Raw genomic sequence first — 16,728 nt, 5'->3', positions numbered from 1 at the left:
GTAGATTAAAACATGAGGCATTGTTAATATAACTCACAAAGCAATTTACAACTTAATAAGCAAGTTAAAGCTTAGACACTTATTATTTTTCAAAGCTAGACAATATAAATACAAAAAAGAAGGTGACTCTAAACAAGTTAAGATAAAGGATAGAGCGAGTATTTCTGAAAGACCTAGCAGTGCTAATAGAAAAAATCTTTATCACTTTGAAGGTGACACTATTGTTGGTAAAGACCATAAAGGTGCTATTGTAACAATGGTCGATAGAGCTAGCAGATTTACTATTTTAGCCAAGTCTATAGATAGAACAGCTAATTCAATCAATAGAATATTGTACAAAGTATCTAATGGTCATAAAATATTAACAGCTACATTTGATAATGGTAAAGAGTTTGCTAAACATAAGAAGCTAACTAGCGAGACTGGCATCAAAGTATTCTTTGCTGATCCATACAGTCCTTGGCAAAGAGGTATTAATGAAAACATGAATAGGTATATCAGACAATTTATACCTAAAGGTACTAACTTTAACAATATATCTCATCAATACATTAGAAGTTACAGATAGACTTGAATAATAGACCTAAGAAATGTTTAAATTACTTGACACCTAATGAAGTACATTTTGGTATCTCTATAAACATTGAGAATACTATCTAGCTTTTGTTCATTATTCAATAACAATGTTTTATGATTGTTGGTATTTATCAGTTTAATAAGTTTATATACAATTTACAATCATTAAAACGATGTGAAAATTAAAACAAAAATATAGGAGAAATAATATGGCTAAATCATTAGTTGTAATCACAGGAGCAAGTTCTGGAATTGGTGCGGCAATTGCAAAAAGATTTTCTGAAGTAGGCCATTCGCTTTTACTAATAGGTAGAAGAATAGAAAAAATAGAGGAATTAAATTTACCTAACACAATGATTCGTAAGGTAGATGTGACAGATGCTCAAGCTCTAAAAAATGCTATAAAAGAAGCTGAAGCTGAATACGGTCCAGTTGAGTTATTGGTTAATAATGCAGGTTTAATGTTGCTTGGTCAAATCGATACACAAGACCCTATTGAATGGCAAAAGATGTACGAAGTGAATGTATTGGCATTATTAAATGGTATTCAATCTGTATTAGGTGATATGAAAGCAAGAAAAAGTGGGACAATTATAAATATCAGCTCAATTGCTGGCAAGAAATCGTTCCCTAATCACGCTAGATATGTTGGTACAAAATTTGCAGTATCTTCAATGAGTGAAAATATACGTGAAGAAGTTGCTGATGATAATGTTAGAATAATGACAATTTGTCCAGGTGCTGTAGAAACTGAGCTTTTAAGTCATACAACGTCTAATCAGATTAAATCAGATTATGAAAGCTGGAAAGAGTCTATGGGTGGGGTTTTAGTAGCAGATGATATTGCTCGTACAGCTATGTTTATGTTTAGCCAACCACAAAATATAAATATACGAGAAGTTGTAATTGCTGCAACTAGACAGCCTGCATAATGTTACTTTAGAAATATAAAAATTATTCTTTAGAGCTTCTATCAAGTTTTTAAATCAAGCTTATTTGTAATATTCAAAATTATTAATCATTATAAAGGTATGTTAAAATTCTAAGCTAATGATTTAATTAAATATGAGCTTATTTTTTGATGTTTCAAAATCAAACTTTCTTATTTTATGACTTAGAAACTACTGGTATTAACAATTCTTTTGACCAAGTATTACAATTTGCTGCGATTCGTACAGATTTGGACTTTAATGAAATTGAAAGGTTTAATTTTTTTGTGAAGCTAAATCCTGATACAACTCCATCTCCAATTGCAACGATAACGCATCATATTTCTATTGCTCAAGCAAATACGGGTGTGTCAGAATATCAGGCAATTAGAAAAATTCATAAAATCATAAATACACTAGGGACTATTAGTATAGGTTATAATACTCTTGGTTTTGATGATGAGTTTTTGAGATTTGCTTTTTATAAAAATATGCTACCTCCATATAGTCATCAATTCAAAAATGGTTGTTCAAGGGCTGATTTGTTTCCAATTGTTACTTGCTATTATTTGTTTTGTAATGATGTTCTTAAGTGGCCTAAAGTTCTTGATGAAGAAGGACAGCAAAAAATATCTTTGAAGTTAGAAAATCTAAATACTGAAAATAATCTCTATAGTGGTGGTAGAGCTCATGATGCTATTACGGATGTAATTGTTACAGTAGAGTTAGCCAAGAAATTAAGAATAGCTAATCCTAAAATGTGGCAGTTTTTATTGGCAAAGTTTAATAAGCAAAATGATGAAAATACTCTAGCTCAATTAGATATTGGTTTAGAAGTCGGTGGTATTGGGTATAGACAAGCAATTGCTGTAAGTGGAGTTTTTGGCTTTAAAAATAATTTTATGTCGGCAATACTTGATATTGGTCAGCATAGACACTATAAAAATCAAGAGATATTTCTTCGCTTAGATAGTTATGATTTTAAAGATTTTATAGAAGAGTTTGGCAGTTTAGAAGCTGAGCATTGGCGTTTGACTTTAAACAAAAAGTGGGGTGATATTCCGCTAATATTACCTACTAAAACCCGTTTTGTGGGGAGGTTACCTCAAGATAGACTGGATTTGATAAAGACGAATAAGGAATTTATAAGAAACAATCTAGAAATATTTGCTAATTTTGTTGATTATGTATTGGAATATAAGTATCCAGAGATTGAAAATGTTGATATAGATGCAGCGATTTATCAAAGTGACTTTATGAGTGCTGCTGATGAAAGGGGTTGTGATAAATTTCATGCTTCACAAATTTATCAAAAAGCACAAATGCTTAATCAATTACCAAAATCTTATTATGACAGAGCTGTCAGGATAATTGGTAGATTAGACTTTTCAAAACTACCTGATAAAGCACAAATGGAGTTTCAAGATTATCTAAATAAGATTGTTAGCCTAGATAATGATGAGCTTTTGATTGATCATAAAGGTAGAACTCGCAAAACTTTGGAAGATATCTATCAAGAAATGCAAGATTTACGCATGAATCGTGATCTAACAGAGGAACAGCAAGCTTTGCTATATGAGCTCGAAGAATATCTTTTTTAAAAAGACTTTTTATACTTTAGTTTTGGTTACTGCTTTTTTTAAGAGTTATAGTGATCCAAAAATTGTAACGGGTAGTGCTGTTTAATAGATTTTTTGTGACAGCATCTGGAGGTTGGGGACATCTTAGTACATCTCCACATAATACAGGAGTTTTTACCACCACGGCAGGATATTTTTTTACTAAAAATATTACGGGCGAATTTAGATATCTTGGTTATTTTGCTAGCAAACAAGACACTGAGCTTAATGGTAATTCATACTTGCTTTTAGGGCTAAGTTCCAGTAAAAACTCTGGTTTGTTCGCAGTTCCAGTAAGTTTATCAGTTCCAACAGGTTTTATTGATAATATGGATTTCTTAATCACATATCTATATGTAAAGTCTTTTGATAAAGGAGAAGCAAACTTTATAACAACAGGGCTAAGCTATAGTTTTTAATACAGATATAAAGCTATGTTATAATAAATTCTCGGGGCCTTAGCACAGCTTTTTTATAAAAAATTTAAGTTTGAAAAAAATGTCAGAATATAAGTTTAAATTAGTAACAAAATATAGCCCAGGTGGTGATCAGTCCAAGGCAATCAAATCGTTAGTTGAAGGTGTTAATGGTGGGCTACAGCATCAGGTTTTGCTAGGAGTTACAGGCTCTGGTAAAACATATACTATGGCAAATGTGATTCAGCAAACACAAAAACCATGTTTGATTGTTGCACATAACAAAACTTTAGCAGCTCAATTATATTCAGAGTTTAAGCAATATTTCCCAGATAATGCAGTTGAGTATTTTGTGTCATATTACGATTATTATCAGCCAGAAGCGTATGTTGCAGCTTCTGATACTTATATAGAAAAAGATTCATCTGTAAATGAGCATATTGAACAAATGCGTCTGTCAGCTACAAAAGCCATACTTGAACGTAATGATGTAATTATAGTCGCAACCGTATCAGCTATTTATGGTCTAGGTGATCCTGAGCAGTATATGCAAATGCTTTTGCACCTAAAGGTAGGCGAAGAACTAGGGCTAAAAAAAGCTCAAACTAAGTTAGTAGAGATGCAATATTCGCGTAATGATATGGATTTTAGTCGTGGTAGTTTCCGGGTTAGGGGAGAAGTATTAGATATATTCCCAGCAGACTCTGAAAAAGATGCTATTCGAGTAGAGTTTTTTGATGATGAGATTGAAGCAATAAGTGTGATCGACTCATTAACTTCCAAAAAAATTAAAACATTACATAGATCAACAATATTCCCAAGTACGCATTATGTTGCATCAAAAGAGCGTAAAGATATAGTTATAGAAGAGATCAAAGCAGAACTGAAAGAAAGAGTTAAATATTTTGAAGAAGAAGGTAAACTACTTGAAGCCCAAAGAATAGAACAACGTACTAAGTATGACATTGAAATGATTCAAGAGCTTGGCTACTGTACAGGTATCGAAAATTATTCAAGATTATTATCAGGTAGAGCTCCTGGTGATCCACCACCAACATTGATTGACTACTTACCAGAAAATACCTTAGTTATAGTTGATGAGTCGCATGTGACATTACCACAGTTTGGTGGAATGTATAAGGGAGATTTATTGCGTAAATCAAACCTTGTTAACTATGGTTTTAGGTTACCTTCTGCTTTGGATAATAGACCTTTGAAATTTAATGAGTTTGAGAGTTTGTTACCTCAGACAATATATGTATCTGCGACACCAGCTAATTATGAACTTGAAAAGTCTCAAAATACTGTAGAGCAAGTAATCAGACCAACTGGTTTATTAGATCCTGAAGTCTTTGTAAGACCTGTAGCTATACAAGTAGAGGATGCTTTATCTGAGATAAATAAAGCTATAGCCAAAGAAGAAAGAATTTTGATAACTACTTTAACCAAAAAAATGGCAGAGAATTTAACAGAGTATCTATCTGAGCATGGTGTTAATGTCAGATATCTACATTCTGATATTGATACTGTTGAGAGAGTCCAAATTATCCATGATTTGCGTCATGGTGTATTTGATGTGCTAGTGGGTATCAACCTTCTTAGAGAGGGGCTTGATATGCCAGAGGTCGGAGTTTTATTGATTTTTGATGCTGATAAGGAAGGGTTTTTGCGTTCTGAGAAATCTCTAATTCAAACTATCGGACGTGTGGCTAGAAACCAAAATGGTAGAGCTATTTTGTATGCAGATGTTGTTACAAAGTCTATGAAAAAAGCCATGGATGAAACTCTATGTCGTCGTCAACTTCAAGATGAATATAATAAGAAACACAATATTACGCCTAAAACAATCATCAAGAGTATAGATGATATGTTAGATAGTTCTCCAGAGATGCAAAAACGTGCATATAAAAATAATTCGCGCTTAAAGGTTGATGATGTAGATGTTTCGGCTATACTAGGTATGACTGAAGCTTCGAAGGTTATTAAAGCTCTAGAAAAACGAATGAGAGCTTATGCAAAAGAGCTTGAATTCGAGCAGGCAACAGCAATTAGAGACAAGATAACTGAAGTTAAGCAGAAGTTTATTAATTTATAATTTTACGATTTTTAAATAAAGTATATTGGTATTATGGCTATTGAAAGTAAATTAAAAAAAGACAGGCTCTTTTTGCGCTTTACATGGGCTAGGTTAAGGAACTACCTAATTAGAGCAAAAAAAAGTCTATATGCATCTATTATTCTATGTGGTTTAATAGTTGGTGTTGATTTATATCTAGGGGATATTGAATTTGTTACTCAATCGTTAGAGGTTGGATTTACTCTAGCATTTATATTATTTGTATTCTTTTTCTTAATAACAAAAGATGATAATCCTGTAGATATAATTATTTCAGGTGCAGAAGGCGAAACTATTGTTTTAGATGAACTAAAAAAATTAGATAATAATTTTGTGTTATTTAATCGAGTGGTTTTACCAGATGAGAAGTCAACAGTAGGTAATAGAGAAATTGATTTTATTGCAATATCGCGTAAAAGCATATATATAATCGAAGTTAAGAATAATCGTGGCTATATTGAAGTCGAGAATATGGCTGAACGTTGGAATGTCTCAAAAACTTCTCAAAACAACAAAGTCTATGCAAAAACAATAAAAAATCCAATTAGACAGACATTTGCACAGAAAAAAGTACTACAAACATATCTTTATAAACAAAAAATATATATAAAAGGTATCCCAGTTGTAACGGTAGTTATTTTTGCTAATGATGATGCGCAGCTAAGTGAAAATTTCATTGCAGATGATGCCAATCAAGCAGTTTTATCATTAGGAAATCTAATACCTTTTATCAAGGCAAAAGAAGAATATCTAGAAAAAATGCCTACGCGTTCACGTAGAAAAATAATTCGTAAAATAGAGAAAAAATAATGCTCAATAATAGACCTATAGGTGTTTTCGATTCAGGAATTGGTGGTTTAACTGTCGTCAAGAACTTGATGAATATATTACCAAATGAGGATATTATATATTTTGGTGATATTGCTAGAATACCTTATGGGACTAAATCACGAGCGACTATTCAAAAGTTTGCAGCCCAAACGGCTAAATTTCTAATTGATCAAGAAGTCAAAGTAATAATTATTGCCTGTAATACAATATCAGCTATTGCAAAAGATATAGTTCAAGAGATTGCAAAAACAGTTCCTGTTATTGATGTGATAAGTGCTGGAGTTAGCTTAGTCGATAGTCTTAAAACAGTTGGTGTCATAGCAACACCAGCTACTATTAACAGTAATGCATACGCACTACAAATACACAAAAATAATCCTAACACCGAAGTTTATAGTAGTTCATGTGGTCTTTTTGTATCTATGATTGAAGAGGGATTTATAGAGGGAGAAGTTGTTGAATTAGTAGCTAAACAATATCTTGAGTATTTTAACGATAAAAACATTCAAGCTCTAATTTTGGGTTGTACACATTATCCTATTATCAAAGAAAGTATCGCAAAAATTTTAGATGTAAAACTTATAGATCCATCATTACAAGCTAGTAAGATGCTATATTCGCTACTCTTTGATAATAAGCTTTTAAACAGAGCTAATTCTAATCCAGAATATAGATTTTATGTAACTGATATTCCTTTGAAATTTAGATCAGTTGGTGAGATGTTTTTACAGACTCAGATGCAACATCTTGAAATAGTTAGTTTAGACAATTACTAGTAGAAAATGCTGATTACTAACTTGACTTTGATTTATATATACTATTAAATTTATACCGAAAACACAGGGGTGCATGATTTTCTTTGAATCATGCTGAGAGGATTTTCCAACCCTTTGAACCTGATCTAGTTAGCACTAGTGTAGGAAGTGTAGTTTAGTGTATTTGCTATAGTTATGATTCTATTACTGTATAAAATATATCTTTAATTTCATCTGCCTATACTGGTTTGAATTTAAAATAGGAGATGAAATGACTAACTCTAGAAACCAAGATATTCAAACTAATACAGAAAACTCAACAATAACTATTAAATATCCAAATTCTGAAAAATGTTATGTTGAATGTCTTAGTACAGCACTAAAAGTTCCTTTTAGAAAAATTGCTCAAACAAATACAAATATCGAAGGTAATATTAGTACAAATCCAGATGTTTTTGTCTATGATTCATCTGGAGAGTATTCTTCAGGTAACGCAGTTGACATAGAAAAGGGCTTGTCTAGACATAGATTAAATTGGCTCAAAAAAAATGAAGATATACAAAATTTAGGATGTTTCTCATCAAACTATACCAATGCTCAATTTAAAGAAGATAAGTTGAATTTTAGAAACAGGCATGTACCTATCAAAGCAAAATATGGTAAAAATGTTTCGCAAATGCATTATGCAAGAAAAGGTATTATAACTCCAGAAATGTATTATGTTGCAATTAGAGAAAATATTTTAAGAGCTAATTTTCATTTAAATACAGAGTATATGAATCAACATCAAGGAGTATCATTTGGAGCAAATATTCAAAGAGAAATTACTCCTGAGTTTGTAAGAGAAGAAGTTGCTGCGGGTAGAGCTATTATTCCGGCTAATATTAATCATCCAGAATTGGAACCGATGATAATCGGTAGGAACTTCTTGGTTAAAGTTAATGCTAATATCGGGACATCGGCAGTTACATCTTCTACACTAGAAGAAGTTGAAAAAATGGTTATAGCAGTAAAGTGGGGAGCAGATACTGTTATGGATCTTTCTACAGGTAAGCATATTCACCTAACGAGAGAATGGATTATTAGAAATAGTCCCGTACCTATAGGCACAGTTCCTCTTTATCAGGCTTTAGAAAAAGTGAATGGTAAAGTTGAGGATTTAACTTGGGAGATCTATAAAGATACTTTAATTGAACAGGCTGAACAAGGTGTTAGTTATTTTACAATTCATGCTGGAGTTAGAAAAGCCTTTGTTACATTGGTAGCAAATAGAATTACAGGGATTGTTTCGCGAGGCGGATCAATAATGGCTAAGTGGTGCTTACATCATAATCAGGAAAATTTTCTTTATACTCATTTTGAGGAAATTTGTGAAATTATGAAAGCGTATGATATTAGTTTTTCACTTGGTGATGGGTTAAGACCAGGATCTATAAATGATGCTAATGATAGTGCACAACTGTCAGAATTAAGAACTTTGGGGGAGTTAACTAAAATAGCATGGAAGCATGATGTACAGGTTATGATAGAGGGGCCTGGCCATGTTCCAATGCAATTAATTAAGGAAAACATGGATTATGAGTTAAAAGACTGTTTTCAAGCACCTTTCTATACCCTTGGTCCATTAGTTACGGATATTGCTCCTGGATATGATCATATTACATCAGCAATTGGGGCGGCTCAAATTGCTTGGTATGGTACTGCTATGTTATGTTATGTAACTCCAAAAGAGCATCTTGGTCTTCCTAATAAAGAAGATGTAAGAGAGGGGATTGTTACTTATAAGTTAGCAGCACATGCTGCAGATTTAGCAAAAGGCTTTCCTGGCGCTCAAATAAGAGATAATGCTCTATCAAAAGCAAGATTTGAATTTAGGTGGGAAGATCAGTTTAACTTAGGTTTAGATCCTGATAAGGCAAGATATTTTCATGATCAAACATTACCCAAAGAGGGGCATAAATTTGCTCATTTTTGTTCTATGTGTGGGCCTAGCTTCTGTTCTATGAAGCTTTCTCAAGATCTTAAGAAAATAGAATCTAAAGATGAGTAGAATAGCAATCCTTGGATCAGGACTTATGGGTAGAGTTTTAGCGCTTTATCTAGTTAAACTATATCCTAATTTAAAGATCGATATCTATACTGATAGTCTGAATTATAAGACTAGCTGTAGCTATTGTGCTGGAGGTATGCTTGCTCCAGTAACCGAGCTAATAAGTTGTCATAAGCATGTGTATGAACTGGGACTTAACAGCTATGAGCTTTGGTGTGAATTAAATGTGTTTGTTAATGAAAATCTAAGCATGGGTACCAGCTTTGTAAAAAAAATTAATACTTGTGTTATTGCACATAATCGAGATAAGTATGAGTTGGATTTAGCTATTAGAAATATAGATTTGAGACTAAAAAACTTAAATACAAAGCCTCTTATAGATATATCTTCTATAGAAAAAGTGCATACCATTAATAAAGGGTTATATTTTTCAAACACTCTTTGTGAAAAAGCTCTAATAGCAGATGAAGCTTTGATTGATGTTCCAAAATTCTTTGTATTAACACAAGAGTTATTTTTTAATCTCGAAAATGTAAAAATCTTTGAAACTACTAAAAAACAATTCTATCGAGAGCGTTTTGATAAAGAATATGAGCATATATTTGATTGTACAGGTATTTCAAGTGTTGATGATATCAAGTTGTACGGTGTAAGAGGTGAGTCTATTATTTTAGAAAATAAAAGTATTAAGTTGGATTCTGTTATTAGACTTTTACACCCGCGACACGCTATTTATTTGATTCCTAGAGAAAATGGTATTTTTTATCTTGGTGCAACAAGTATTGATAGTAGTGATTATTCTAAGATTTCTGTACAGAGTACATTAGAGTTGCTAAGTATGTTAGTTACGCTAGATAAGCGTTTTTTAGAAGCAAGGATATTGAAAACTTTAACTAATGTGCGTCCGATGAGTATCGATGATAAGCCAATTATAAGTACTAAAGGAAATATAACATATCTAAATGGTTTATCTCGACATGGATACTTGTTTTCACCGATGGTTGCACAAGCTGTGATAAAGAATAATTATGATTTTGGAGGCTGAATATGCGTATTTTATTTAATGAAAAAGAGCTAAATTTTAATAATAGTATAACAATTACAGATTTATTAAAGAGTCAAAAATTTGAATACCCTTGTTTTGCTGTAATGCTTAACAATAGCTTTATAGCAAAAAGAAGTTATTCTGAAGTTTTTCTTAAAAATAATGATGTAGTTGTTACTGTTCAACCAATGCAAGGAGGGTAGGTTATGCTTGAGTTGTATGGAGAGCAATTTAACTCAAGATTTATATTAGGAACAGCCTTGTATCCTAGTATTGAAATTATGCTTGAAGCTATAGATAAGTCAGAAGCAGATCTTCTGACTGTATCCTTAAAAAGGTCTGCAAAAAATGTGAATGTTAAAAATCAATTTTGGGAGGAGTTAAAAAATACAGGGTGTAAGTTTTTACCGAATACTGCTGGTTGTAGAAACTCTCAAGAGGCAATAGAAATAGCAGAAATTTCACGTGAAATATTTGCTACTAATTTTATTAAAGTTGAAGTCATAGGAGATGACTATAATTTACAGCCTGATTCTGTCGAGCTAATAGACGCGTGTGAGAAGTTAGTAAAAAGAGGGTTTAATGTTTTACCTTATACTATAGATGACTTAGTAATTGCTAAAAAATTAATTGACATTGGTTGTGAGGTCTTAATGCCTTGGGCAGCGCCAATTGGTAGTGGTAAAGGATTGGTAAATCCATACGCTTTGAAAGTTTTAAGAGAACGATTTGATAAGATTAAACTAATTGTTGATGCAGGTATTGGCGTGCCTTCACAAGCATGTGAAATTATGCAGATGGGCTATGATGGCGTGTTACTGAACAGTGCTGTAGCATTAGCTGGAAATCCCGCTAGTATGGCTAATGCTTTTAAATTAGCAATATATGCAGGAAGAGAAGCTTTTAAAGCGAAAAGGATGATTGAAAGAGAAATTGCTATTCCATCAACTAATTTAGTAGATACGCCATTTTGGCACCAGTACTAAGAGATAGTATTATGCGTGATATATTTTTGACCATAGGTGGCTCAGACAGTTCATCAGGAGCGGGTATTCAAGCGGATATCAAAACTGCTAATAACATAGGTGTTCATGCTTGTACAATTATAAGCTGTGTTACTGCACAAAACTCAACCAATATCTTAAATATTGAAAAGGTTTCTAAAGGTATTTTCAAAGAACAAATACAAGCAATAAGTAAAGAGTTTAAGATTAAAGTCATCAAAACTTCAGTACTATCATCTATTGAGCAGATTGATATTGTTGTAGACTTGTTGAATGATTTAAAAGATGTGTTATACATTTGTGACCCAGTGATGGTAAGTACCACAGGCTATAGCTTGGTCGATTATAGGCTCGTAGAATATTCTAAGCAAAAGCTTTATCCATTAGCTAATATTTTAGTACCAAATCTTGATGAAGCTAAGATGCTTCTTGATGAGTATGATTCTTCTAATGTCGAAATTGCTAAAATAGCTAAAGCAATACAAAAAAAATACAACTGCAAAAGTGTGCTTTTGAAAGGGGGGCATGACTCTGATAAAAATATATCTTTGGACTGCTATTATACTCCTGAAGTTAACTATACGTTAACATCAAAAAGATATAAGTTGGATGAAAAAGTAAGAGGAACAGGTTGCACTTTTGCAAGTGCTATTGCTAGTTTTTTAACTTTAGGGTTTGATGTCAATAATTCTATTATTCTAGCTAAGTCATATATTTCTAACGCTATTAAAAGTAGCCAAAAAATAGCATTGCATGGATTCTTAATTGTAGATTCTAAATATATAAAACTTTCAGAATACAATCTAGCAAATAAACAAGGATTATTTCCTAAAGTAAGTGTGCATGGTAAAGATCTAAATATAAAATTTAGATCAATTAATAAAACTGGCTTTTACCCGATAGTTGACAGTGCTGATAAGATACCTAGTTTAGCTAACTTAGGAGTTAAAACTATACAGCTTAGAATTAAATCAAATGATAGTGAGTATATACAAAAGCATATTGTAGAAGCTGTAGAGTATCAAAACAAATATGGTCTGCAACTATTTATAAATGACTACTATGAATTAGCAATTAAACATAAAGCTTTTGGTGTACATCTTGGGCATGAGGATTTATTAAGTATAGATAGGCAGACTTTATTAAAAATCAAAAATACAGATATAGCATTAGGCCTAAGTACACATGATTATTATGAGTTAGCAATAGCTTTGGGAGTTAATCCTAGTTATATAGCTTTAGGTCCTATATATACGACAAATACTAAAAAAATGAAATTTGCACCACAAGGTATCAATAAGATTCATGAGTGGTTAAATATCACTAATACTCGATTGGTTACCATTGGAGGTATAAAGAAGAGACACATTCAGTCTATAGCGAATATAGGAGTCGATGGTATAGCTGTAGTCACACTAATAGATGAGATATCTAATTATGAGATACAAAATATAATAAAGTTATTGGAGAAGTAGATGATTTATCATCCCAAAATATCAGAATCTGAACTTGAATATTATAAGCGACAAATTATTCTTGATGGTTTTGGTATTGATGCTCAAAAAAAATTAAAAAAGTTTAAAGTGTTGCTTATAGGTGTGGGTGGAGTGGGCTCACCTGTAGCCACCTACCTAACTGGTTTGGGTATTGGGGAATTGAGTATAGTTGATGATGACTCGATTTCAATATCAAATTTACATAGGCAGGTTTTATTTGATATTGATTACTTAGGGGAAAGTAAAGCAGTCATAGCTAAAAATAGGTTGCAAAAGCTTAATCCGTATATAAGTATAACTGCAATTACACAAAGGTTAACTAATCATAACTATACTAAACTAGATATGGAAAAGTATCATTTAATAATAGATACAAGTGATAATTATTTAACTAAAATACTAAGTAATAAAATTTCATTAGAATATTCTATACCCTTATTATCAGGAGGAGTTTTAGGGTTGGACTTTCAAGCAGGAATATTTAATATTAGCCATAGTTCGGCATGTTTAAATTGTTTATATCCTGATCTGGATAAAGTAGAGCACAAGAATACTTTAGGAGTTGTTGGCATAGTAGCTGGTCAGGCAGGCTTAACTCTGGCGAACTTGGCAATTAATTTTTTATTAAAAAAACAAGACTATCAGAGTTCTACTTTATATAGATATAACGCAACATCAATGCAACTAAATAATTTTGATTTGTCCAAAGACATTGATTGTAACCTATGTCAGTAATTTGTATTTTTTATAGATTTAAATTCTTCTAAATAAAGCTAAAAAAATGTATGATTTTCTAAACTTGATTATTAAAGTGAGTATTGTAAATGTACGATAAAGACAGTAGGAATGTTATTTTATTAGCTGGAATTGGTGCAATTCTTGAGTTTTATGATTTTGTTTTATATATGATTTTTTCTAAAGAAATTTCAGCAACTTTTTTTGCTCAAATTACAAATCCTACTATCAAGGCATTCTTGACAGTATTAATATTCTCGATAGCATACCTAGTTAGACCGTTTGCAGGAACGATATTAGGGATTGTTGGTGATTTGATAGGGCGAAGACGTCTACTATTATTTACAATATTATTAATGGGAAGTTGTTCATTGTGTATGGGATTGATGCCTGGATATGCTCAGTGGGGACTATATGCGAGCTTTGTGTTTGTATTATTACGTATTTTGCAAGGTATTGCTTTAGGTGGTGAGCTACCTGGAGCTTATGTTATTGTGTATGAATCGGTTAAGGGTAAAATTGGTTTTGCCACTGCCATATTATTTACATTTGTAACGAGTGGATTTTTATTTTCTGATTTTGTAGGTTTTGCTCTTGAGTATGTGTTTGGTGATTTTGCTTGGAGAGCAGGGTTTATCATTGGCGGATTGCTAGGATTCGTCGGTTATTATGTGCGTCGCAATCTTCATGAAACTCCAGAGTTTGAAAGTATTGATAAACAAAAAAGACATTCTTTTGGTTCTTTAGTCTCCACTTATGGTCCAAACTTGTTCGCAGGAATATGTATAGTTATTATAGTAGCCTTTGGTGGTGTAATGTTGACTCTTTATATACATAAATTTGTTGAAGATATTTTAACTGGATATAATTCTGGTCAGATTTCTTTGATTTTAACACCAAGTGTTTTAACACTTACTTGTTTTACTTTTATTTTTGGCTTTATATCTGATAAAGTTGGCATTGCAAAAATGTTTATAGCAGGTGCCGGGCTTGTTGTAGTTTGTGCGTTACCTGTGTTCTATTTGATGAGTTATATAGGTAGTGTATCTGCAATTGTTTTTGCATCTATAGCTATTATGCTCTGTTATGCATTAGTTGCGGCTACCTTTATATTTTTACTTTGTGATTTATTTCCAACAGATGTTAGATTGTCAGGAGTAGGTCTTAGTTATAATCTTGCTTTTGCTATAGTTGGAGGGATCGCTCCTTTAGTAAGTACAACGATATTTACTATGACAGCATATAATTTTTTAGGTCCCTCTATTGTTGGTATTGTTTGTGGTGTGATTGGGCTAATAGGTGTCTATGTTTATTCCAAAAGAGGTGTCTATCATAAAAATAACAAATATATGATAGTTAAACTGTAAGTAATTTTAGAGATGAAAAAAGATTTTAAAATAGTATCAATTGCAGGCATAGGTGCAGTTTTAGAAGTTTATGACTTTTTGTTATATGTGTTATTTTCGGTACAAATTATAAATACATTTTTTGTAGGAATTGATGATTCTGTAATTAAAAGTTTCATTGCTATAGCTATATTTTCTTTAACATATATTGTTAGACCTTTAGGTGTTATTACCTTAGGAATATTGGGTGATCGATATGGTAGGAAGAAAATATTTACATTTACAATAATTCTTATGGGAATATCTTCATTACTAATGGGGGTTATGCCTTCTTATGCTACTTTTGGGGTGTTTGCAAGTATAGCTTTTGTGATATTCAGGGTATTGCAAGGGTTTGCTCTAAGTGGAGAATTACCAGCAGCATATGTAATAGTGTACGAGACTAGTTCAAAAAGCATAGGTTTTAAGCTGAGTATATTATTTGCATTTGTTTTATCAGGATTTTTATTTGCAACGACAGTATGTTTGATTCTTGAATATTTATTTGATGATTATGCTTGGCGGATTGGTTTTGTATTAGGAGGCTTGTTGGCTATATTTGGTTATTACGTAAGATTAAAGCTAATAGAAACACCTTTATTTAGAAAAATCGCAAGTAGAGATAAAAAGAGCATTATACCTCTTTTCAAACAAAGCTATATAAGTATATTTATTGGTTTTTGTTTTGCAATGTTATTTGTTTTAGGCGCAATAATTTTGCTTCAGTATTCTAATTTTTATATTGCAAAATTACTAAATACTAGCAATACAAGTTTAATAATGATTCCAGTACAAATAATAGTTTTAATATCTGTAATAGCATTTGGGTATATATCTGATAAAGTTGGACTTAGTAAAATGTATATTATTGGCTGTTTCATTTTATTGATAGCTATTCCTATAACATTCTACTTGATGTCAGATACTTATAGTGTTTTTATAGGTATGATTTTTTTAATTATTTGCTATTCATTTGGTGCATCGACAACATTATTTTTCTTGTGTGATATTTTTCCAACAGAATTTAGGTTATCAGGAGTCGCTTTGAGTTTGAGCTATAGTTTAAATTCAGCTTTTGTAGGAGGTGTTTGTCCAATAATTAGTTCAACAGTTATCTCTAAAGCAGGAGTTATTTGGTTAGGCCCTGTTGTTATTAGTTTAATTTGCTTAGTATTGGCTTTATTTGCAATCTTGTTGTACAAAAGACTAAGGTTAGGTTTTTACAAATAAAATATTACATAACTGAGGTATTTAATTTTTGATATTAGTTGTCAAAAATTGATAAAAGAAATATTAGCTCGTTATGATAGTATAAATATCTAAAGATGACATATTTCAATAGTTTATTATGGCTAGATTGTATTCTCAATGTTTATAGAGATACCAAAATGTACTTCATTAGGTGTCAAGTAATTTAAACATTTCTTAGGTCTATTATTCAAGTCTATCTGTAACTTTCTAATGTATTGATGAGATATATTGTTAAAGTTAGTACCTTTAGATATAAATTGTCTGATATACCTATTCATGTTTTCATTAATACCTCTTTGCCAAGGACTGTATGGATCAGCAAAGAATACTTTGATGCCAGTCTTGCTAGTTAGCTTCTTATGTTTAGCAAACTCTTTACCATTATCAAATGTAGCTGTTAATATTTTATGACCATTAGATACTTTGTACAATATTCTATTGATTGAATTAGCTGTTCTATCTATAGACTTGGCTAAAATAGTAAATCTGCTAGCTCTATCGACCATTGTTACAATAGCAC

The 16,728-nt window shown here is 31.7% G+C and carries 15 protein-coding genes, 1 pseudogene and 1 riboswitch; of the genes and pseudogenes, 15 read left to right on the top strand and 1 reads right to left on the bottom strand.

The genetic code is table 11. The features are described from left to right. Positions 1–16: 16 nt before the first annotated feature. From F8C69_RS03825 to F8C69_RS03755, 15 genes and pseudogenes are all read left to right on the top strand, one after another. Positions 17–660: pseudogene (locus tag F8C69_RS03825) on the top strand (IS30 family transposase); the annotation flags it as partial. Positions 661–785: 125 nt separating this feature from the next. Then, positions 786–1,508 (top strand): SDR family oxidoreductase, encoded by a 723-nt coding sequence (locus tag F8C69_RS03820; RefSeq protein ID WP_159184265.1) that lies wholly within the window; start codon positions 786–788, stop codon positions 1,506–1,508. Between the two features lie 149 nt (positions 1,509–1,657). Continuing rightward, complete coding sequence (locus F8C69_RS03815) at positions 1,658–3,106, top strand: exodeoxyribonuclease I (RefSeq protein ID WP_159184264.1); 1,449 nt, start codon at positions 1,658–1,660, stop codon at positions 3,104–3,106. Between the two features lie 74 nt (positions 3,107–3,180). Next, positions 3,181–3,543: a hypothetical protein gene (locus F8C69_RS03810; RefSeq protein ID WP_159184263.1), complete on the top strand. Its 363-nt coding sequence runs from the start codon at positions 3,181–3,183 to the stop codon at positions 3,541–3,543. 79 nt (positions 3,544–3,622) lie between these two features. Continuing rightward, complete coding sequence (gene uvrB / locus F8C69_RS03805) at positions 3,623–5,635, top strand: excinuclease ABC subunit UvrB (protein WP_159184262.1); 2,013 nt, start codon at positions 3,623–3,625, stop codon at positions 5,633–5,635. A gap of 33 nt (positions 5,636–5,668) precedes the next feature. Continuing rightward, a complete protein-coding gene (locus F8C69_RS03800) occupies positions 5,669–6,466 on the top strand; it encodes a nuclease-related domain-containing protein (protein ID WP_159184261.1) in 798 nt (265 codons plus the stop codon). Beyond that, positions 6,466–7,263 carry a glutamate racemase gene (gene murI / locus F8C69_RS03795; RefSeq protein ID WP_159184260.1) on the top strand — a complete coding sequence of 266 codons (798 nt, stop codon included), beginning with the start codon at positions 6,466–6,468 and terminating at the stop codon, positions 7,261–7,263. Before F8C69_RS03800 ends, murI begins: the two co-directional genes overlap by 1 nt. Positions 7,264–7,318: 55 nt before the next feature. Next, positions 7,319–7,427, top strand: a riboswitch (TPP riboswitch). Positions 7,428–7,513: 86 nt separating this feature from the next. After that, positions 7,514–9,292 carry a phosphomethylpyrimidine synthase ThiC gene (gene thiC / locus F8C69_RS03790; RefSeq protein ID WP_159184259.1) on the top strand — a complete coding sequence of 593 codons (1,779 nt, stop codon included), beginning with the start codon at positions 7,514–7,516 and terminating at the stop codon, positions 9,290–9,292. Then, on the top strand, positions 9,285–10,337 hold the full coding sequence (locus F8C69_RS03785; RefSeq protein ID WP_159184258.1) for an FAD-dependent oxidoreductase: 1,053 nt from the start codon (positions 9,285–9,287) through the stop codon (positions 10,335–10,337). The genes thiC and F8C69_RS03785 overlap by 8 nt, the downstream gene beginning before the upstream one ends. A 2-nt stretch (positions 10,338–10,339) precedes the next feature. After that, positions 10,340–10,540 (top strand): sulfur carrier protein ThiS, encoded by a 201-nt coding sequence (thiS, locus tag F8C69_RS03780; protein ID WP_159184257.1) that lies wholly within the window; start codon positions 10,340–10,342, stop codon positions 10,538–10,540. Positions 10,541–10,543: 3 nt separating this feature from the next. After that, positions 10,544–11,323 carry a thiazole synthase gene (locus F8C69_RS03775; protein WP_159184256.1) on the top strand — a complete coding sequence of 260 codons (780 nt, stop codon included), beginning with the start codon at positions 10,544–10,546 and terminating at the stop codon, positions 11,321–11,323. A gap of 11 nt (positions 11,324–11,334) precedes the next feature. Further along, the gene (gene thiD / locus F8C69_RS03770; RefSeq protein ID WP_159184255.1) at positions 11,335–12,816 is read left to right on the top strand and encodes a bifunctional hydroxymethylpyrimidine kinase/phosphomethylpyrimidine kinase; all 1,482 of its coding nucleotides are present in this window, start codon (positions 11,335–11,337) and stop codon (positions 12,814–12,816) included. Then, positions 12,817–13,572: a HesA/MoeB/ThiF family protein gene (locus tag F8C69_RS03765; protein WP_159184254.1), complete on the top strand. Its 756-nt coding sequence runs from the start codon at positions 12,817–12,819 to the stop codon at positions 13,570–13,572. It begins immediately after the preceding gene. 89 nt (positions 13,573–13,661) lie between these two features. Then, positions 13,662–14,939: an MFS transporter gene (locus F8C69_RS03760; protein ID WP_159184253.1), complete on the top strand. Its 1,278-nt coding sequence runs from the start codon at positions 13,662–13,664 to the stop codon at positions 14,937–14,939. A gap of 12 nt (positions 14,940–14,951) precedes the next feature. Continuing rightward, positions 14,952–16,187 (top strand): MFS transporter, encoded by a 1,236-nt coding sequence (locus F8C69_RS03755; RefSeq protein ID WP_159184252.1) that lies wholly within the window; start codon positions 14,952–14,954, stop codon positions 16,185–16,187. A 122-nt stretch (positions 16,188–16,309) separates the two neighbouring features. Here the strand turns inward: F8C69_RS03755 and F8C69_RS03750 are convergent. After that, on the bottom strand, positions 16,310–16,728 hold a 419-nt coding region (locus tag F8C69_RS03750), incomplete at its 5' end, for an IS30 family transposase (protein WP_159184251.1).

This window comes from Francisella noatunensis subsp. noatunensis, from assembly GCF_009823375.1.
GTDB classification, from domain to species: Bacteria; Pseudomonadota; Gammaproteobacteria; order Francisellales; family Francisellaceae; genus Francisella; species Francisella noatunensis.
This window is presented reverse-complemented; position numbering and strand designations above follow the sequence as displayed.

What these genes read in the sequence shown, in the direction of transcription:
- F8C69_RS03760 (WP_159184253.1), top strand. Translation starts at nt 13,662, where the DNA reads ATGTACGATAAAGACAGTAGGAATGTTATTTTATTAGCTGGAATTGGT.
- thiS (WP_159184257.1), top strand. Translation starts at nt 10,340, where the DNA reads ATGCGTATTTTATTTAATGAAAAAGAGCTAAATTTTAATAATAGTATA.
- thiC (WP_159184259.1), top strand. Translation starts at nt 7,514, where the DNA reads ATGACTAACTCTAGAAACCAAGATATTCAAACTAATACAGAAAACTCA.
- murI (WP_159184260.1), top strand. Translation starts at nt 6,466, where the DNA reads ATGCTCAATAATAGACCTATAGGTGTTTTCGATTCAGGAATTGGTGGT.
- F8C69_RS03800 (WP_159184261.1), top strand. Translation starts at nt 5,669, where the DNA reads ATGGCTATTGAAAGTAAATTAAAAAAAGACAGGCTCTTTTTGCGCTTT.
- F8C69_RS03775 (WP_159184256.1), top strand. Translation starts at nt 10,544, where the DNA reads ATGCTTGAGTTGTATGGAGAGCAATTTAACTCAAGATTTATATTAGGA.
- F8C69_RS03820 (WP_159184265.1), top strand. Translation starts at nt 786, where the DNA reads ATGGCTAAATCATTAGTTGTAATCACAGGAGCAAGTTCTGGAATTGGT.
- uvrB (WP_159184262.1), top strand. Translation starts at nt 3,623, where the DNA reads ATGTCAGAATATAAGTTTAAATTAGTAACAAAATATAGCCCAGGTGGT.
- F8C69_RS03765 (WP_159184254.1), top strand. Translation starts at nt 12,817, where the DNA reads ATGATTTATCATCCCAAAATATCAGAATCTGAACTTGAATATTATAAG.
- F8C69_RS03755 (WP_159184252.1), top strand. Translation starts at nt 14,952, where the DNA reads ATGAAAAAAGATTTTAAAATAGTATCAATTGCAGGCATAGGTGCAGTT.
- F8C69_RS03785 (WP_159184258.1), top strand. Translation starts at nt 9,285, where the DNA reads ATGAGTAGAATAGCAATCCTTGGATCAGGACTTATGGGTAGAGTTTTA.
- F8C69_RS03815 (WP_159184264.1), top strand. Translation starts at nt 1,658, where the DNA reads ATGTTTCAAAATCAAACTTTCTTATTTTATGACTTAGAAACTACTGGT.
- thiD (WP_159184255.1), top strand. Translation starts at nt 11,335, where the DNA reads ATGCGTGATATATTTTTGACCATAGGTGGCTCAGACAGTTCATCAGGA.